Annotated in this window: 16 protein-coding genes; all 16 read left to right on the forward strand. The window is 72.2% G+C overall.

Annotated features, from left to right (window positions below):
• Positions 1-406 precede the first annotated feature (406 nt).
• The 16 genes from thrB to atpA all read left to right on the forward strand — a co-directional run bounded on the left by thrB (position 407) and on the right by atpA (position 18,101).
• On the forward strand, positions 407-1,324 hold the full coding sequence (gene thrB / locus GTY84_RS21760; protein ID WP_161227990.1) for a homoserine kinase: 918 nt from the start codon (positions 407-409) through the stop codon (positions 1,322-1,324).
• 406 nt (positions 1,325-1,730) lie between these two features.
• On the forward strand, positions 1,731-3,797 hold the full coding sequence (gene rho / locus GTY84_RS21765; RefSeq protein WP_161227991.1) for a transcription termination factor Rho: 2,067 nt from the start codon (positions 1,731-1,733) through the stop codon (positions 3,795-3,797).
• Positions 3,798-4,707: 910 nt separating this feature from the next.
• Positions 4,708-5,883, forward strand: coding sequence for an LCP family protein (locus GTY84_RS21770; RefSeq protein ID WP_161227992.1), 1,176 nt, complete (start codon positions 4,708-4,710; stop codon positions 5,881-5,883).
• A gap of 122 nt (positions 5,884-6,005) precedes the next feature.
• Complete coding sequence (rpmE, locus tag GTY84_RS21775) at positions 6,006-6,230, forward strand: 50S ribosomal protein L31 (protein WP_055625166.1); 225 nt, start codon at positions 6,006-6,008, stop codon at positions 6,228-6,230.
• A gap of 115 nt (positions 6,231-6,345) precedes the next feature.
• On the forward strand, positions 6,346-7,422 hold the full coding sequence (prfA, locus tag GTY84_RS21780; RefSeq protein WP_161227993.1) for a peptide chain release factor 1: 1,077 nt from the start codon (positions 6,346-6,348) through the stop codon (positions 7,420-7,422).
• A gap of 107 nt (positions 7,423-7,529) precedes the next feature.
• Positions 7,530-8,375: a peptide chain release factor N(5)-glutamine methyltransferase gene (prmC, locus tag GTY84_RS21785; protein ID WP_161227994.1), complete on the forward strand. Its 846-nt coding sequence runs from the start codon at positions 7,530-7,532 to the stop codon at positions 8,373-8,375.
• 55 nt (positions 8,376-8,430) lie between these two features.
• Positions 8,431-9,078 carry an L-threonylcarbamoyladenylate synthase gene (locus tag GTY84_RS21790; RefSeq protein ID WP_161227995.1) on the forward strand — a complete coding sequence of 216 codons (648 nt, stop codon included), beginning with the start codon at positions 8,431-8,433 and terminating at the stop codon, positions 9,076-9,078.
• Entirely contained in the window at positions 9,075-9,752 is a 678-nt protein-coding gene (locus GTY84_RS21795) for a protein-tyrosine-phosphatase (RefSeq protein WP_161227996.1), read from the forward strand. The genes GTY84_RS21790 and GTY84_RS21795 overlap by 4 nt, the downstream gene beginning before the upstream one ends.
• Positions 9,753-10,187: 435 nt before the next feature.
• On the forward strand, positions 10,188-11,429 hold the full coding sequence (locus tag GTY84_RS21800; protein ID WP_161227997.1) for a serine hydroxymethyltransferase: 1,242 nt from the start codon (positions 10,188-10,190) through the stop codon (positions 11,427-11,429).
• Positions 11,430-11,558: 129 nt separating this feature from the next.
• Positions 11,559-12,869 (forward strand): MraY family glycosyltransferase, encoded by a 1,311-nt coding sequence (locus GTY84_RS21805; RefSeq protein ID WP_161227998.1) that lies wholly within the window; start codon positions 11,559-11,561, stop codon positions 12,867-12,869.
• A gap of 289 nt (positions 12,870-13,158) precedes the next feature.
• A complete protein-coding gene (locus GTY84_RS21810; protein ID WP_161227999.1) occupies positions 13,159-13,596 on the forward strand; it encodes a hypothetical protein in 438 nt (145 codons plus the stop codon).
• A gap of 210 nt (positions 13,597-13,806) precedes the next feature.
• Positions 13,807-14,646 carry a F0F1 ATP synthase subunit A gene (gene atpB / locus GTY84_RS21815; RefSeq protein ID WP_161228000.1) on the forward strand — a complete coding sequence of 280 codons (840 nt, stop codon included), beginning with the start codon at positions 13,807-13,809 and terminating at the stop codon, positions 14,644-14,646.
• A gap of 69 nt (positions 14,647-14,715) precedes the next feature.
• Positions 14,716-14,937, forward strand: a complete 222-nt coding sequence (gene atpE / locus GTY84_RS21820; RefSeq protein ID WP_161228001.1) for an ATP synthase F0 subunit C — start codon at positions 14,716-14,718, stop codon at positions 14,935-14,937.
• A gap of 40 nt (positions 14,938-14,977) precedes the next feature.
• Entirely contained in the window at positions 14,978-15,538 is a 561-nt protein-coding gene (locus GTY84_RS21825; RefSeq protein ID WP_345943498.1) for a F0F1 ATP synthase subunit B, read from the forward strand.
• Between the two features lie 5 nt (positions 15,539-15,543).
• The gene (locus GTY84_RS21830; RefSeq protein ID WP_161228002.1) at positions 15,544-16,359 is read left to right on the forward strand and encodes a F0F1 ATP synthase subunit delta; all 816 of its coding nucleotides are present in this window, start codon (positions 15,544-15,546) and stop codon (positions 16,357-16,359) included.
• 152 nt (positions 16,360-16,511) lie between these two features.
• Positions 16,512-18,101 (forward strand): F0F1 ATP synthase subunit alpha, encoded by a 1,590-nt coding sequence (gene atpA, locus GTY84_RS21835; protein ID WP_161228003.1) that lies wholly within the window; start codon positions 16,512-16,514, stop codon positions 18,099-18,101.
• Positions 18,102-18,122: the final 21 nt, after the last annotated feature.

Genomic DNA, 18,122 nt, shown 5'->3' on the forward strand with positions numbered 1-18,122 from the left:
CGGGCACCGGGCGGGGACCGCCCGGCGGGGCCCTACGGGACGGCGCCCGGCGCGGACAGGCGTAACCGCCGCCCGTCCGGGAATGTCTGGAACAGGGGGTGCACAGGGGGCTTACGACACGCATCGTGCGCCTGCCGTGCGCCCTGTGTCGCCGCAGAACCTTCCTTCGATAGGCTGTACCGAATCCAACCGCCGCATATGCCGCGGCGCCGCGCTGTCCCCGCGGCCCGCCGACGGCAGCGGAGGGCCGCCCGCCCGGGTGCGCGGCGCCGGCCGGGCGACCGTCACCGGACGCCGGTCGCACGCCATCCGGTCACCGGACGGCCCGCGCCGCTCCACCACCCGCTCCACCCCGCCGTTCCACCAGGCAGTCCACACCACGCCGTTCAAGGAGAGTCATCGAGCGATGGCCGGTCCCGCGTTCCGCGCCGCCGCCGTCCGGGTGCGCACCCCCGCCACCAGCGCCAACCTCGGTCCGGGCTTCGACGCCTTCGGGCTCGCGCTGGGGCTGTACGACGACGTGGTCGTCCGGGTGGCCGACTCCGGGCTGCACATCGACATCGCCGGGGAGGGCAGCGAGACGCTGCCGCGCGACGAGCGCCACCTGCTCGTCCGCTCCCTGCGCACCGCCTTCGACCTGCTGGGCGGCCAGCCGCGTGGTCTGGAGATCGTCTGCGCCAACCGCATCCCCCACGGCCGCGGGCTCGGCTCGTCCTCCGCCGCCATCTGCGCGGGCATCGTCGCCGCGCGCGCCGTGACCATAGGCGGCGAGGCCCGCCTCGACGACGCGGCGCTCCTCGACCTCGCCACCGAGATCGAGGGCCACCCCGACAACGTGGCGGCCTGCCTGCTCGGCGGGTTCACCCTGTCCTGGATGGAGTCCGGAGCCGCCCGCGCGATCAGGATGGAGCCCGCCGATTCCATCGTTCCGGTGGTTTTCGTGCCCGGGAAGCCCGTGCTGACGGAGACCGCCCGCGGACTGCTCCCGCGCACCGTCCCGCACGTCGACGCCGCGGCCAACGCCGGCCGTGCCGCCCTGCTCGTCGAGGCCCTCACCCGGCGCCCCGAACTGCTGCTCCCGGCCACCGAGGACCGGCTCCACCAGGAGTACCGGGCCCCTGCCATGCCGGAGAGCGCCGCCCTGGTCGAGAGGCTGCGCGCGGACGGCGTCCCCGCGGTCATCTCCGGCGCCGGACCCACGGTGATGGCGCTGGCCGACGCCGGTACGGCGGACAAGGTGGAGGCGCTGGCCGGCGCCGACTGGGCGGCCAACCGGCTGGGCCTCGACACCCGGGGCGCGAGCGTTCTGCCACTGGCGGCCTGACACGGTTGCCGTATTTCGAGAGGGGGAATGTTTGTTGGGTCCGGTAGTGTTAACCTCAAGTCTGCACCCGACCCCACCATGGCGAGGTGCCTCGTGTCCCCGTCCGGGACAGACATTCTTCCGGGAGCCCCCCAAGTCGCATTGTGTGCTGGATGTCGTACGCGAACAGTACGGCCGACACGGACACTGAGCGGCCCCACGGGCACGCTCCGGAACCGGTGCGACCACACCGCGTGACCCAGTCCCTGGGTGCCACGGCCAGGGGGCGCGCCATCACCAGTTATCTCTTCCGCCGAATGGGCGGACAACCGCCCCGGCACGGTCCGCACAGCAAGGACCGAAGCCGGACAGCACAACCGGTCGCCGAGCCAGACAGGCCGACGTCCGCTCCAGGGAAGGACCCTTCGTGAGCGACACCACCGATCTGATGGGCGCACGTGTCGAGGAGACCGCTGCCGCGCCCGCCACAGACGCCTCCGCGCCTGCCACCGGTGCCGGCTCCCGGCGGCGCCGCGGTACCGGCCTCGAGGGCATGGTCCTGGCCGAGCTGCAACAGGTCGCGTCCGGCCTCGGTATCAGGGGCACCGCGCGGATGCGCAAGAGCCAGCTGATCGAGGTCATCAAGGAGGCGCAGGCCGCCGGGGGTGCCCCGGCCAAGGCCGCGCCCGCCGCCGACGCCGGTGAGACCAAGCCGAAGCGCCGCACCACCTCCCGGGCCCGCGCCGACGAGGCCCCCGCCGCCGAGAAGGCGGAGAAGCCGGCCGCGAAGGCCGCCGCCGCCGAGCAGACCGCGGCCCAGCAGCAGATCGAGATCCCCGGTCAGCCCTCCCCGAAGGCCGCCGCGTCCGAGCAGGCCCCCGCCGAGGAGGCGCCCGCCCCGAGCCGTCGCCGCCGCGCGACCGCCGAGGCCGGCAGCCCGGCCGCCGGTGCCGAGACGGCCGTCGCCGAGGCCAGGACCGAGACCCGGTCCGAGACGAGGACCGAGCAGTCCGCCCCGCAGCAGTCCCAGGGCCAGCAGCACCAGGGCGACGACGGCGACGGCCGCCGGGGCCGTGACCGCGACCGCCGCAGCCGCGACCGCGAGCGCCGCGGCAAGGGCGACGACCAGCAGCAGGGCCAGACCGGCGGCCAGCAGCAGCGCCAGCAGCAGAGCAACGGCCGCCAGGACCGGCAGGAGCGCCAGGAGCGCCAGCAGCAGCACCAGGACCGTCAGCAGCACGACGACGGGTACGACGACGACGGCGGCGGGCGCCGCGGGCGCCGCGGGCGCTACCGCGACCGCCGGGGCCGCCGCGGGCGCGACGAGGTGCAGGAGCCGCAGATCACCGAGGACGACGTCCTGATCCCGGTCGCGGGCATCCTCGACATCCTCGACAACTACGCGTTCATCCGGACCTCCGGCTACCTGCCCGGCCCGAACGACGTGTACGTCTCCCTCGCCCAGGTCCGCAAGAACGGCCTGCGCAAGGGCGACCACCTCACCGGTGCCGTGCGTCAGCCCAAGGAGGGCGAGCGCCGCGAGAAGTTCAACGCGCTGGTGCGCCTGGACTCCGTCAACGGCATGGCGCCCGAACACGGCCGCGGGCGGCCGGAGTTCAACAAGCTGACGCCGCTCTACCCGCAGGACCGGCTCCGGCTGGAGACGGACCCGGGCGTGCTGACGACCCGCATCATCGATCTGGTCTCGCCCATCGGCAAGGGCCAGCGCGGTCTGATCGTGGCCCCGCCGAAGACCGGCAAGACCATGATCATGCAGGCGGTCGCCAACGCGATCACGCACAACAACCCCGAGTGCCACCTGATGGTCGTCCTGGTCGACGAGCGTCCGGAAGAGGTCACCGACATGCAGCGGTCGGTCAAGGGCGAGGTCATCTCCTCGACCTTCGACCGCCCGGCCGAGGACCACACCACCGTCGCGGAGCTGGCCATCGAGCGCGCCAAGCGCCTGGTGGAGCTGGGCCACGACGTGGTCGTCCTGCTCGACTCGATCACCCGTCTGGGCCGTGCGTACAACCTCGCCGCCCCGGCCTCCGGCCGCATCCTGTCCGGTGGTGTCGACTCGACCGCCCTGTACCCCCCGAAGCGCTTCTTCGGCGCGGCCCGCAACATCGAGGACGGCGGCTCGCTGACCATCCTCGCCACCGCCCTGGTGGACACCGGGTCCCGCATGGACGAGGTGATCTTCGAGGAGTTCAAGGGCACCGGCAACATGGAGCTCAAGCTCGACCGGAAGCTCGCCGACAAGCGCATCTTCCCGGCGGTGGACGTCGACGCGTCCGGCACCCGCAAGGAGGAGATCCTGCTCAGCGGCGAGGAGCTGGGCATCGTCTGGAAGCTGCGCCGGGTGCTGCACGCCCTCGACCAGCAGCAGGCGATCGAGCTGCTCCTCGACAAGATGAAGCAGACCAAGTCGAACGCCGAGTTCCTGCTCCAGATCCAGAAGACGACCCCGGCCCCCGGCAACGGGGACTGACAGCGTCGCACCACGGCCGCGCGGCCCGTCCGCGCGCCCGGCCGAAAGGGCCGCTCCCGTCACCGCAGGGTGAGGGGGGCGGCCCTCTCGCATCCCGGGGCCCGCGCCCGGGGCCCGCGCCCGGGGCCCGCGCCCCGGGGCTCGTGTCCCGGGCCCGTCTCCCGGCCCCCGCCCCGGGGCCCTCCCGGGCCCGCTCCCACGGTCACGGAGTCGCCGCAGCCCGCCGGGCCCGGGTTCGCGCCCCGGGACCTGCTTCCCGGGCCCGCGCCTCGGGACCCGCTCCCGCGGCCACGGAGTCGCCGCAGCCGCCGGGCCCGGGTTCGCGGTCACGCGTGCCCGCCGGTTCCCGGGCCCACCGGTTCCCAGGCCAGGGCCCCGGCTCGCGGGCCCCCGGCTCACGGCCCGCCCCACCGGCCCCGGCGCGCCCGCCTCACGGCATCCACGCGGGCCCCGCGCCTGCCCCGTGCGCCCGGCGCCGTGCCCGCGGCGCCACTTCCACCCCCGGTCCCTCGGAGGCCGTCTCCGACCCGTCAGGGCTCCCCAGAGGTTCCTCTCGGGAAAACCCCCTCCGGCCTCCTTCCGGACACGCCGGTCCACCGTCCCCCGAAGATCCCACGCCGGCCCCCGCCTCCCCTCGGAGGGACCCCGCAGAGGACCCACGCCGGCCCCCGCCTCCCCCTCGGGCGACCCCGCAGGGGACCCGGAGGACTGCCCGGCGCGGGAACCCGTCCCGCCCGGCGGCCCCGGCGAGCGCCCCGCACGCGACCCTCACCCCCGCGCCCGGCTCCCTCCGGCTTGCCGGTACGGCCGGACGGGCGACGATGGTTCCCTAGGGGTTCTCAGGGACCCGGGCCGACGCGAGGACGGGGGAGCAGGGGGCAGCCGACCGGGGAGACGAGCCGAGGAGCAGATGGCCGACAGCAGCAGACCGGACCCCGCCGCACCGGGGGAGCACCCGGGCACCGGACCGCCGGCCGGAGCGGCCCGGCTCTTCCGGCGCCGGCCCCGGCGCGGGTCCCGCCGCGGCCCCCGGAGCGCGCGGCGCACGGCCCTGCTGGTCACGGCCTGGACCGCGGCGGGCATCCTCCTGCTCGGCGGCACCGGCGCCGCGTATCTGTACATCAAGCTCAACGGCAACCTCAGCAGCGTGGACATCGACCACGTCCTCGGCGGCGACCGGCCCGAGAAGTCCGCCAACGGCTCCCGCAACATCCTCGTCCTCGGCTCCGACACCCGCTCCGGCGCCAACCGCGACCTCGGCGGCGGCGGTGACGACGGCACCGCCCGGTCGGACACGGCGATGGTCGTGCACGTCCGGGCGGGCCACGAGCGGGCCGACGTGGTGTCCATCCCCCGCGACACCCTCGTCGACCGGCCCGCCTGCACCGGACAGGACGGCGCCGAGCACCCCGCCGCGCGCGGCGTGATGTTCAACTCGGCCTACGCCACCGGCGGCGCGGTCTGCGCCGTCAAGACCGTGGAGACCCTGTCCGGGCTGCGCATGGACCACTACCTGGAGATCGACTTCCGCGGCTTCCAGCGGATCGTGGACGACCTCGGCGGCGTGCGGATCACCACCACCGTCGACATCCACGACCCGGACAGCCACCTCGACCTCAAGGCCGGCACCCACACCCTCGACGGCGCCCGTGCGCTCGGCCTGGTCCGCACCCGGCACGGCGTCGGGGACGGCTCCGACCTCGGCCGCATCCAGCTCCAGCAGGCCTTCGTCCGGGCCCTGCTCGACCGGATCGACGACATCGGCCTGCTCACCAGCCCCAAGAAGCTCTACGACCTCGCCGACACCGCCACCAGCTCCGTGACCACCGACTCCGGGCTGGGCTCCGTCAACGCCCTGATGTCCTTCGCCGACGGGCTCAAGGACATCGGCCCCCGCGGCCTGCGCCTGCTCACCCTCCCCGTCGGCTACGACCCCGCCGACCGCAACCGCGTCCTGATCCAGCCGGAGAAGGCCCGGCAGGTGTGGGACGCCCTGCGCGCGGACCGGCCCGTCCCGCGCGGCGCCACCGAGGGAACGGCCACCGGCGAGGCGCGGGGAGTGGTGGGCGCGGAGCGCGGGGAATAACGGCCCCCACCCCCCGGTTTGGGGACATGGCACCGGTCCTGGCAGACTGGTACGTCGGCTCCGGTTCACGCTTCCGCATCCCGCGGCTGCGACCCGGCGCCCTCCCGAACCTAGGAGACACCTTGAAGCGCGACATCCACCCCGAGTACGTCGAGACGCAGGTCAGCTGCACCTGTGGCGCGTCGTTCACCACCCGCAGCACCATCTCGTCCGGCACCGTCCGCGCCGAGGTCTGCTCCGAGTGCCACCCGTTCTACACGGGCAAGCAGAAGATCCTCGACACCGGTGGCCGCGTGGCCCGCTTCGAGGCCCGCTTCGGCAAGGCTGCCGCCGGCTCCAAGAAGTAGCGAGCCACCGATCGCCGGTCCACGGCCGCGCCCCCAGCCCGGGGGAGCGCCGGGACCGGCGTTTTTGGTCGCCCGCCTTCCCCCTCCCCACGCCACGCAGTAGCAGGAGCCCAAGATGTTCGAGGCCGTCGAGGAACTCGTCGCCGAGCACGCCGACCTGGAGAAGAAGCTCGCCGACCCGTCGGTCCACTCCGACCAGGCCAACGCGCGCAGGCTGAACAAGCGCTACGCCGAGCTGACCCCGATCGTCGGCGCCTACCGGTCCTGGCGGGCCACGGGCGACGACATCGGGACCGCGCGCGAGCTGGCCGCCGACGATCCCGACTTCGCCGCAGAGGTCAAGGAGCTGGAGCAGCGCCGCGACGAGCTGACCGAGAGGCTGCGCCTGCTCCTCGTCCCGCGCGACCCCAGCGACGACAAGGACGTCATCCTGGAGATCAAGGCCGGCGCCGGCGGCGACGAGTCGGCCCTGTTCGCCGGCGACCTGCTGCGCATGTACCTGCGCTACGCCGAACGGGTGGGCTGGAAGACCGAGATCATCGACTCCACCGAGTCCGAGCTGGGCGGCTACAAGGACGTCCAGGTCGCCGTGAAGACCAAGGGCGGCCAGGGCGCCACCGAGCCCGGCCAGGGCGTCTGGGCGCGGATGAAGTACGAGGGCGGGGTGCACCGGGTGCAGCGGGTGCCGGCCACCGAGTCCCAGGGCCGCATCCACACCTCCGCGGCGGGCGTGCTGGTGACGCCCGAGGCGGAGGAGATCGACATCGAGATCAACCCCAGCGATCTGCGCATCGACGTCTACCGGTCCTCCGGCCCCGGCGGCCAGTCCGTCAACACCACCGACTCCGCGGTGCGGATCACGCACCTGCCCACCGGTGTCGTCGCCTCCTGCCAGAACGAGAAGAGCCAGCTCCAGAACAAGGAGCAGGCGATGCGTATCCTGCGCTCCAGGCTGCTCGCCGCGGCGCAGGAGGAGGCGGAGCGGGAGGCCGCGGACGCCCGCCGCAGCCAGGTCCGCACCGTCGACCGCTCCGAGAAGATCCGCACGTACAACTTCCCGGAGAACCGCATCTCCGACCACCGCGTCGGATTCAAGGCGTACAACCTGGACCAGGTCCTGGACGGCGAGCTCGACGCGGTGATCCAGGCCTGCGTCGACGCGGACTCGGCCGCCAAGCTGGCCGCGGCCTGACCCGCGACGGCCGGTCCGCACCGCCCGCCGGGGCGGCGGACCCGGCCCCCGGACGCACCACCCGCGCGCCCCGCGCGACCGAACGGAAGACAGCTCGGAGGACCAGCGTGAACCTGCTGCTCGCGGAGGTGGCCCAGGCCACCCAGCGGCTGGCCGACGCCGGCGTGCCCTCGCCGCGCACCGACGCGGAGGAACTGGCCGCGCATCTGCACGGCGTCAAGCGGAGCGAGCTGCACACCGTCCGGGACGCGGACTTCGACGCCCGCTACTGGGAGGTCGTCGCCCGCCGGGAGGCCCGGGAGCCGCTCCAGCACATCACCGGCCTGGCCTACTTCCGCTATCTGGAGCTCCAGGTCGGGCCCGGGGTCTTCGTGCCCCGGCCCGAGACGGAGTCCGTGGTCGGCTGGGCCATAGACGCCGTGCGCGCCATGGACGTCGTCGAGCCCTGCATCGTCGACCTGTGCACCGGCTCCGGGGCCGTCGCGCTGGCGCTCGCGCAGGAGGTGCCGCGCTCGCGCGTGCACGCGGTGGAACTGTCCGAGGACGCCCTGGTGTGGACCCGCCGGAACATGGCCGGCTCCCGGGTCGACCTGCGCCAGGGCGACGCCCGCACCGCCTTCCCCGACCTCGACGGCCAGGTCGACCTGGTGATCTCCAACCCGCCGTACATCCCGCTCACCGAGTGGGAGTACGTCGCCCCCGAGGCCCGTGACCACGATCCGCAGATGGCCCTGTTCTCCGGCGAGGACGGCCTCGACCTGATCCGCGGCCTGGAACGCACCGCCCACCGCCTGCTGCGCCCCGGCGGGGTCGTCGTCGTCGAGCACGCCGACACCCAGGGCGGCCAGGTGCCCTGGATCTTCGCCGAGGAGCGGGGCTGGGCCGACGCGGCCGACCATCCCGACCTCAACAACCGCCCGCGGTTCGCGACCGCCCGCAAGGCGCTGCCGTGACCGGCGACCGGACTTCGACCCCGCAGCAGGACCTGTACGAGGAGGACCGCTAGACATGGCACGGCGATACGACACCAACGACGCGACCGACCGAGTGACGGGTCTGCGCGAGGCCGCGTCCGCCGTCCGCCGTGGCGAGCTGGTGGTCCTGCCGACGGACACCGTCTACGGCGTCGGCGCCGACGCCTTCTCCCCGGAGGCCGTCGCCGCCCTGCTCTACGCCAAGGGCCGGGACCGCGCCATGCCCACCCCCGTCCTCATCGGCTCCCCGAACACCCTGCACGGGCTGGTCACCGACTTCTCCGAGCGGGCCTGGGACCTGGTGGACGCCTTCTGGCCGGGCGCGCTGACGCTGGTCACCAAGCACCAGCCGTCCCTCCAGTGGGACCTCGGCAACACCCGGGGCACGGTGGCCGTCCGGATGCCGCTGCACCCGGTCGCCCTGGAGCTGCTCACCGACTTCGGCCCGATGGCGGTCTCCTCCGCCAACCTGACCGGGCACCCGGCCCCGGAGGACTGCGACGCCGCCCAGCAGATGCTCGGCGATTCCGTCTCCGTCTACCTCGACGGCGGCCCCACCCCCGGTATCGTCCCGTCGTCCATCGTCGACGTCAGCCGTGACGTGCCGGTCCTGCTGCGCGCGGGCGCGCTGTCGGCGGAGGAGCTGCGCAAGGTGGTACCCGACCTCGAGGTGGCGAATTGACGGCCCCTGGGACGGGGCGTGGCATAGGCGGCCGGGAGAGCGCCGCGGAGGTGACGACGACGTTCGGCTTTCCGCGCGACAGTTTCCGCATCCTCCATGTCAGCACCGGCAACGTCTGCCGCTCGCCCATCACCGAGCGGCTGACCCGGCATTTCGTGGCGGAGCGGCTCGGGGTGCTGGGCGGCGCGCTGATCGTGGAGAGCGCGGGCACCTGGGGCCACGAGGGCGCGCCCATGGAGGCCAACGCGGAGACGGTCCTCGCGGACTTCGGCGCGGACGCGGCCGGCTTCACCGGGCGCGAGCTGCTCGACGAGCACGTCATCCGCGCCGACCTGGTGCTGACCGCCACCCGGGACCACCGGGCGCAGGTCATCTCCATGGGGCACTCGGCGGGGCTGCGCACCTTCACCCTCAAGGAGTTCACCCGCCTGGTCAACGCCATCGACCCGGCGACGCTGCCGCCGCTGGAGGACGGGGTGGTCGGCCGGGCCCGCGCCCTGGTCCGCGCCGCCGCCGCGCTGCGCGGCTGGCTGCTGGCGCCCACCGCCGAGGCGGACGAGGTCCATGACCCGTACGGGGCGCCCCTGCCGTTCTTCCGCTCCATCGGCGACGAGATACACGAGGCCCTGGACCCGGTGGTCACGGCGCTGACGGGGGTCGCGGCCCGGACGTAGGGCCTCTCGTTTGGATCATGCCGGGCTGATGGGCCCCGGCGCCGCGCCTCGCCGCGTCGTTGTCGGTCGCCGGGGCTCCGCCCCGACTCCCTCCTCCGCCCTGCGACGCACGGCGCCGGACCCCGCTCCCCGATCCGGCCCGATCCAGACGAAACACCCTGGCCGGTCCGCTCCGCGGCGCGACCGGTTGCGCCGGTCGCCGCGCGGGGCGGGCGGGCGGGGAGCGGCGGGCCTACATTGGTGCCACGGGCCGTTCCGTGATCCCCGGCGGGTGTGCGACGACGGCCACGGCACCTCGCGGCGCCGCCGGGGTCCGGACGGCCGGGCACCCGGACGCCCCTCCGCCGCGCGGCACCGGGTCCGGCGCCGCGCGCCGGTCCGCCGGGGATCACGGGACGCCCCCATGCCACCGTCGACGCACGCCCGGAGCGCCCCATGTCGGTCACCCACGAGGTCCCCCCGGCCACCACCCTGCGGGAGCGGGACCCCGAGCTGGCGGAGATCCTGCTGGCAGAGAAGCGGCGGCAGGAGACCACGCTCCAGCTCACCGCCGCCGAGAACTTCACCCCGCCCGCCGTGCTGGCCGCCCTGGCCTCCCCGCTCGTCAACAAGTACGCCGAGGGCTACCCCGGGGCCCGGCACCACGGCGGCTGCGAGATCGTCGACACCGCCGAGCGGCTCGCCGTGGAGCGGGCCCGTAGCCTCTTCGGCGCCGGGCACGCCAACGTGCAGCCGCACTCCGGCTCCTCCGCCGTCCTCGCCGCCTACGCGGCACTGCTGCGGCCGGGCGACACCGTCCTCGCGATGGGCCTGGAGCACGGCGGCCACCTCACCCACGGCTCGCCCGCCAACTTCTCCGGCCGCTGGTTCCGCTTCATCGGCTACGGCGTGGACGCGGAGACCGGGCTGATCGACCACGACCAGGTGCGGGCGCTGGCCCGGGTGCACCGGCCGAAGGCGATCGTCTGCGGCTCCATCGCCTATCCCCGCCACATCGACCACGCCTTCTTCCGGGAGGTCGCCGACGACGCGGGCGCGTACCTGATCGCGGACGCCGCGCATCCGATCGGCCTGGTCGCCGGGGGAGCGGCGCCCAGCCCGGTGCCGTACGCGGACGTGGTCTGCGCCACCACCCACAAGGTGCTGCGCGGGCCGCGCGGCGGCATGCTCCTGTGCCGGGCCGAGCTGGCCGGGCGGATCGACCGGGCGGTGTTCCCGTTCACCCAGGGCGGGGCGCAGATGAACGCCGTCGCCGCCAAGGCGGTGGCCCTCGCCGAGGCGGCGACCGGGGCCCACGCCGCTTACGCCCACCAGGTGGTCGCCAACGCCCGCACGCTCGCGGCCGCCCTGGCCGACGAGGGGCTGGCGGTGATCACCGGCGGCACCGACACCCATCTGATCACCGTCGACCCAGGTCCGCTCGGTACCGACGGCAGGACGGCGCGGGGGCGGCTGGCGGCGGCCGGGATGGTGCTGGACTGCTGCCCGCTGCCGCACGGCGACGGCCGGGGGCTGCGGCTGGGCACGGCGGCGACGACCACGCAGGGCATGGGGGAGCGGGAGATGCGGGTGGTGGCCACGCTGCTCGCCGGGGTGGTGCGGGGTGCGGTGGACCCGGCGGCGGCGCGGGCGGACGTGCGGGAACTGACCGCGGAGTTCCCGCCGTATCCGGCCTGATCCGGGGTGGGCGCGGCGGGTGGACCGGTTGTCGTGCAACCATCGTCGATACCCGGAAGTCCTCATACGTATGCGTGCCTCGCTAGGGTGTGAGGCTGGGAATGGCCAGCGAGACCTGTGGGGAAGCCCGTGCGTGAATACCTGCTGACGCTCTGCATCACGGCCGCGGTCACGTATCTGCTGACCGGACCGGTGCGGAAGTTCGCGATCGTGGCGGGTGCCATGCCGGAGATCCGGGCGCGCGACGTGCACCGGGAGCCGACGCCGCGGCTCGGCGGGATCGCGATGTTCTTCGGGCTGTGCGCGGGTCTGCTGGTCGCCGACAACCTCACCAACCTCCACGAGGTCTTCGAGAAGTCCAACGAGCCGCGGGCCCTGCTCTCCGGCGCCGCGCTGATCTGGCTGATCGGCGTCCTGGACGACAAGTTCGAGATCGACGCCCTGATCAAGCTGGGCGGCCAGATGATCGCCGCCGGTGTGATGGTGGTGCAGGGCCTGACGATCCTGTGGATCCCGGTGCCCAGCGTGGGCAACGTGGCGCTGACCCAGTGGCAGGGCACCCTGCTGACGGTGGCGCTGGTCGTGATCACCATCAACGCGGTCAACTTCGTGGACGGCCTGGACGGGCTGGCGGCCGGCATGGTCTGCATCGCCGCCGCCGCGTTCTTCATGTACGCCTACCGGATCTGGTACTCGTACGGCATCGAGGCGGCGGCCCCGGCCACCCTGTTCGCGTCGGTGCTGATGGGCATGTGCCTGGGCTTCCTGCCGCACAACATGCACCCGGCGCGGATCTTCATGGGCGACTCGGGCTCGATGCTGATCGGCCTGGTGCTGGCGGCCGGGGCGATCTCGGTGACCGGGCAGGTCGACCCGGACGCGATGCAGCTCTTCTCCGGCTCGGAGCGCAGCGCGGTGCACCAGATGGTGCCGGTGTACATCCCGCTGCTGATGCCGCTGACGATCATCGCCATCCCGGCCGCCGACCTGATCCTGGCCATCGTGCGGCGCACCTGGCGCGGCCAGTCGCCGTTCGCGGCGGACCGGGGGCACCTGCACCACCGGCTGCTGGAGATCGGCCACTCGCACAGCCGGGCGGTGCTGATCATGTACTTCTTCTCGGCGCTGATCGGCTTCGGGGCGCTCGCCTACTCGGTCAACTCGGCGTCCATGTGGATCGTGCTGGGCGTCGTCTTCCTCAGCGCCGTCGGCCTGGTGCTGCTCCTGCTGCCCCGCTTCACCCCGCGCGCCCCGCGCTGGGCCGAGGGGTTCCTGCCGCCCCGCTACCGGCGCCGCCGCGCGGTGCCCGCGGCGGCGGGAGGGGCGTCCGGGGCGGGCCCGGAGGGTGCCGGGGAGGCCGGCGCGGAGGAGCGCGTTCCGGTGGCGGCGGGGACGGCCAACGGTGCGACGGCCCTGGGGGCCCGGTCCCGCACAAGGTAAGAATCTGACGAGAGCATTGCCAATCCGTGGGAGAGCGAACTCCCGCAATATCAGACAATTCGGTTCAGTAATTGCCCAAACGCGCGCCGTCACTCTCATGTGTGACCGCAAGCACACGGACAGGTAAAGACCTCATCAAATAGTTTGTGATACGGTTCACGAGAACCCCCCGGATGGCGCTGATGGCCCGCAATGCGACGGTCCCTCGGCGTGAGGGCCTCGCTCGTCCCGGGACTACGCTCGTCCATGACGACACCCTGCCCCCTGTTGAAAAAGCGGAGTTGCCGCCATGCCGCCGTCCAATGACGTCCGCATCCTGCTTCAGGCCGCCGTGCCCACGGCTGCCGTCGGCGCCGTAGCCGCCGTCGTCAGCGGCGTGGTGGCCGGCGGCAAGGGCGCGGTCGGGGCCCTGGTCGGGACCCTGGTGGTGATCCTCTTCATGGGGCTCGGCCTCCACATCCTCCAGCGGACCGCCCGATCGCTTCCGCACCTCTTCCAGGCCATGGGCCTGATGCTCTACGCGGCGCAGATCCTTCTGCTGTTCGTCTTCGTCGCCGTGTTCAAGAACACCACGCTGTTCAATCCCCGGGCCTTCGCGCTCACCCTGGTCGCCGGCACCCTCGTGTGGATCGCCGCCCAGACGCGGGCGCACATGAAGTCGAAGATTCTTTACGTCGAACCCGAACCTTCGGGCGAAAAGCCCGAAAAGACGGGCCGCTCGTCGTGAGGGGTAGGGCCGGGATAAAGAGGCATGAGAGATCCTGCTATCGTCCGGTGCCAACTGCGGCATCGCGGGCGCGGGTATCCGAGCTGACATCTGCTCGATCGCGAGGCGAGATGCCCCACAGCAGCCCCCACATCCGTAACACCAGTCCCGTGCCGAACAGCGGCAGCGCGCCGCGCCGACACAACGAGGTTGTCGTACCCATGCGCCACGATGAAGGAGCCCGCGGTGAGTGCTGACCCGACGCAGGTGCTCGCCTTCGAGACCGACTGCCACATTTTCGACGGATGTGGCTTCCCGGCTCCCGGCCTGCACTCGTTCCTCTTCGAGCCGCTCTGGGGCAACGCAGACGGCAACGGCATGTACTTCAACAAGCCGATGCTGCTGGCCCTGCTCGGGTCCGTTCTCGTGGTGGGCTTCTTCTGGGCCGCGTTCCGGAAGCCCACCATGGTCCCCGGCAAGCTCCAGATGGTCGCCGAGGCCGGCTACGACTTCGTGCGCCGCGGCATCGTCTACGAGACGATCGGCAAGAAGGACGGCGAGAAGTACGTACCTCTCGCCGTCTCCCTGTTCTTCTTCGTCTGGATGATGAACGTCTGGTCCATCATCCCGATCGCGGCCTTCCCGGTGACGTCGATCATCGCCTACCCGATGGTCCTGGCGCTCATCGTCTACATCACCTGGGTCGCGCTCACCTTCAAGAAGCACGGCTTCGTCGGGTTCTTCAAGAACGTGACGGGCTACGACAAGACGCTCGGCCCGGTGCTGCCGCTCTCCATGACGATCGAGTTCTTCTCGAACCTCCTGGTCCGGCCCTTCACCCACGCCGTCCGGCTGTTCGCGAACATGTTCGCCGGTCACACCCTGCTGCTGCTGTTCACCATCGCCACCTGGTACATGCTGAACGGCATCGGCATCGCCTACGCCGGCGTCTCCTTCGTGATGGTCCTCGTCATGACCATCTTCGAGGTCTTCATCCAGGCTGTTCAGGCGTATGTGTTCGTGCTTCTGACCTGCAGCTACATCCAGGGCGCGCTCGCCGAGCACCACTGAGCGCCCACCCCGCCCGCAATCGTCCGGTGGCCAACCCCCACCGGTCCGTAAAGAGAAGGAAGAACTGGCATGTCTACCCTTGCTGCTGTCACCGGTGACCTCGGTTCCGTCGGTTACGGTCTCGCGGCCATCGGCCCCGGCGTCGGTATCGGCATCATCTTCGGCAACGGCACCCAGGCCCTCGCCCGCCAGCCCGAGGCCGCCGGTCTGATCCGCTCCAACCAGATCCTGGGCTTCGCGTTCTGTGAGGCGCTCGCCCTCATCGGCCTCGTCATGCCCTTCGTCTACTAAGACGGCCTGACGACCGACCCTTTCGACGAAAGGCACTGATGTGAACTCCGCCCTGGTTTTCCTGGCGGCTGACGGCGAGAAGGAGAACCCTCTCATTCCGCCGTGGCCGGAGATCGTCATCGGCCTCATCGCTTTCGTCATCGTCTTCGGTTTCCTCGCCAAGAAGCTCCTCCCGACCATCAACAAGGTCCTGGAAGAGCGCCGCGAGGCCATCGAGGGCGGTATCGAGAAGGCCGAGGCCGCGCAGACCGAGGCCCAGAGCGTCCTTGAGCAGTACAAGGCCCAGCTCGCCGAGGCCCGGCACGAGGCCGCGCGCCTGCGCCAGGAGGCGCAGGAGCAGGGCGCCACGCTCATCGCCGAGATGCGCGCGGAAGGCCAGCGGCAGCGTGAGGAGATCATCGCCGCCGGTCACGCCCAGATCGAGGCCGACCGCAAGGCCGCGGCGTCCGCGCTGCGCCAGGACGTCGGCTCGCTGGCCACCGAGCTGGCCGGCAAGCTCGTCGGCGAGTCCCTGGAGGACCACGCCCGGCAGTCCCGCGTGATCGACCGCTTCCTCGACGAGCTGGACGACAAGGCCACGACGGCAGAGGCGACCCGGTGAGTGGGATGCACGGAGCGAGCCGCGAGGCTCTGGCCGCCGCCCGGGAGCGCCTCGACGCGCTGACGGACTCCACCTCGGTGGACCCCGGCACGCTCGCCGACGAGCTGGCCGCCGTCACCGCGCTGCTCGACCGCGAGGTGTCGCTGCGTCGGGTCCTGACCGACCCGGCGCAGGGCGGCGAGGCCAAGGCCGAGCTGGTCCAGCGGCTCCTCTCGGGGCAGGTCGGCGGCGCGACCGTCGACCTGGTCTCCGGCACGGTGCGCTCCCGCTGGTCGCAGTCACGCGACCTGGTGGACGCGCTGGAGGAGCTGGCGAACACCGCCGACCTCACCGCCGCGCAGAAGACGGGCCGTCTCGACGGCGTGGAGGACGAGCTGTTCCGGTTCGGCCGGATCGTCGCCTCCAGCACCGAGTTGCGCGCCGCGCTCACCAACCGGTCGGCCGGTGCCGCCGCCAAGAGCGAGCTGCTGCGCAGCCTGCTCGGCGGACGCGCGGACGCCACCACGGAGCGTCTGGTGACGCGCCTGGTGACCGCCCCGCGGGGACGTAGCCTGGAAGCGGGACTCGAGTCCCTGTCCCGGCTCGCCGCCGACCGCCGGGACCGCATGGTCGCCGTCGTCACCTCGGCGGTGCCCCTGAGCGACGGGCAGAGGGAGCGCCTGGGCGCCGCCCTCGCCAAGCTCTACGGGCGCCGGATGCACCTCAACCTCGACGTGGACCCCGAGGTCCTCGGCGGAATCCGGGTGCAGGTCGGTGACGAGGTCATCAACGGCTCCATCGCGGACCGTCTCGAGGACGCCGGCCGCCGCCTGGCGGGCTAGCGCCCCCGCGCGGCAGCACAACAAGCAGTAGGTACTTACGACGGCCCTGGTTGGGCCGTGCAGAGGATTCACCTCTTATTGGGGGGAGTCCCGAAACGTGGAATACCCCCCAAGTGAAACTTCGGGCCCAACAAGGAGAGCAGGGAACTCAGATGGCGGAGCTCACGATCCGGCCGGAGGAGATCCGGGATGCGCTGGAGAACTTCGTCCAGTCGTACAAGCCGGACGCGGCCTCGCGCGAGGAGGTCGGTACGGTCACCCTTGCCGGCGACGGCATCGCCAAGGTGGAGGGTCTTCCCTCGGCCATGGCCAATGAGCTGCTGAAGTTCGAGGACGGCACCCTCGGCCTCGCCCTCAACCTCGAGGAGCGCGAGATCGGTGCCATCGTCCTCGGTGAGTTCAGCGGCGTCGAGGAGGGGCAGCCGGTCACCCGTACCGGCGAGGTCCTGTCGGTCGCGGTGGGCGAGGGTTACCTCGGCCGCGTCGTCGACCCCCTCGGCAACCCGATCGACGGCCTCGGCGAGATCGAGACGGAGGGCCGCCGCGCCCTCGAACTGCAGGCCCCCACGGTCATGCAGCGCAAGTCGGTGCACGAGCCGATGGAGACGGGCTACAAGGCCGTCGACGCCATGACCCCGATCGGCCGCGGCCAGCGCCAGCTGGTCATCGGCGACCGCCAGACCGGCAAGACCGCCCTGGCCGTCGACACGATCATCAACCAGCGCGACAACTGGCGCACCGGCGACCCGAACAAGCAGGTCCGCTGCATCTACGTCGCCATCGGCCAGAAGGGCTCCACCATCGCGTCGGTCCGCCGCGCGCTGGAGGAGAACGGCGCGCTGGAGTACACGACCATCGTGGCCGCCCCGGCGTCCGACCCGGCCGGCTTCAAGTACCTGGCCCCCTACACCGGCTCGGCCATCGGCCAGCACTGGATGTACGAGGGCAAGCACGTCCTGATCGTCTTCGACGACCTGTCGAAGCAGGCCGACGCCTACCGCGCCGTGTCGCTGCTGCTGCGCCGCCCGCCGGGCCGCGAGGCCTACCCCGGCGACGTCTTCTACCTGCACTCCCGGCTGCTGGAGCGCTGCGCCAAGCTCTCCGACGAGATGGGCCGCGGTTCGATGACCGGTCTGCCGATCGTCGAGACGAAGGCCAACGACGTCTCGGCGTTCATCCCGACCAACGTCATCTCCATCACCGACGGCCAGTGCTTCCTGGAGTCCGACCTGTTCAACGCCGGCCAGCGCCCGGCCCTGAACGTCGGCATCTCGGTCTCCCGCGTCGGTGGCTCCGCCCAGCACAAGGCCATGAAGCAGGTCTCCGGCCGACTGCGCGTGGACCTCGCCCAGTTCCGTGAGCTGGAGGCGTTCGCCGCCTTCGGTTCCGACCTGGACGCCGCGTCCAAGTCCCAGCTGGAGCGCGGTCAGCGCATGGTCGAGCTGCTGAAGCAGGACCAGTACCAGCCGATGGCCACCGAGGACCAGGTCGTCTCCGTCTGGGCCGGCACCACCGGCAAGATGGACGACGTGCCGGTCGCGGACATCCGCCGCTTCGAGAAGGAGCTGCTGGAGCACCTGCACCGCCAGGAGCAGGGCCTCATGACCTCCATCCGCGAGGGCGGCAAGATGTCGGACGACACCCTGGGGGCCGTCGCCGAGGCCATCGCCGCGTTCAAGAAGCAGTTCGAGACCTCGGACGGCAAGCTGCTCGGCGAGGACGCCCCGTCCGCCGCCAAGTGACGTAAGGAAGGGACCTGACTC

This window comes from Streptomyces sp. SID8352 (genome assembly GCF_009862265.1).
Lineage (GTDB): Bacteria > Actinomycetota > Actinomycetes > Streptomycetales > Streptomycetaceae > Streptomyces.

What these genes read in the sequence shown, in the direction of transcription:
- thrB (WP_161227990.1), top strand. Translation starts at nt 407, where the DNA reads ATGGCCGGTCCCGCGTTCCGCGCCGCCGCCGTCCGGGTGCGCACCCCC.
- GTY84_RS21770 (WP_161227992.1), top strand. Translation starts at nt 4,708, where the DNA reads ATGGCCGACAGCAGCAGACCGGACCCCGCCGCACCGGGGGAGCACCCG.
- prfA (WP_161227993.1), top strand. Translation starts at nt 6,346, where the DNA reads ATGTTCGAGGCCGTCGAGGAACTCGTCGCCGAGCACGCCGACCTGGAG.
- GTY84_RS21790 (WP_161227995.1), top strand. Translation starts at nt 8,431, where the DNA reads ATGGCACGGCGATACGACACCAACGACGCGACCGACCGAGTGACGGGT.
- GTY84_RS21800 (WP_161227997.1), top strand. Translation starts at nt 10,188, where the DNA reads ATGTCGGTCACCCACGAGGTCCCCCCGGCCACCACCCTGCGGGAGCGG.
- GTY84_RS21810 (WP_161227999.1), top strand. Translation starts at nt 13,159, where the DNA reads ATGCCGCCGTCCAATGACGTCCGCATCCTGCTTCAGGCCGCCGTGCCC.
- atpB (WP_161228000.1), top strand. Translation starts at nt 13,807, where the DNA reads ATGAAGGAGCCCGCGGTGAGTGCTGACCCGACGCAGGTGCTCGCCTTC.
- atpE (WP_161228001.1), top strand. Translation starts at nt 14,716, where the DNA reads ATGTCTACCCTTGCTGCTGTCACCGGTGACCTCGGTTCCGTCGGTTAC.
- GTY84_RS21830 (WP_161228002.1), top strand. Translation starts at nt 15,544, where the DNA reads ATGCACGGAGCGAGCCGCGAGGCTCTGGCCGCCGCCCGGGAGCGCCTC.
- atpA (WP_161228003.1), top strand. Translation starts at nt 16,512, where the DNA reads ATGGCGGAGCTCACGATCCGGCCGGAGGAGATCCGGGATGCGCTGGAG.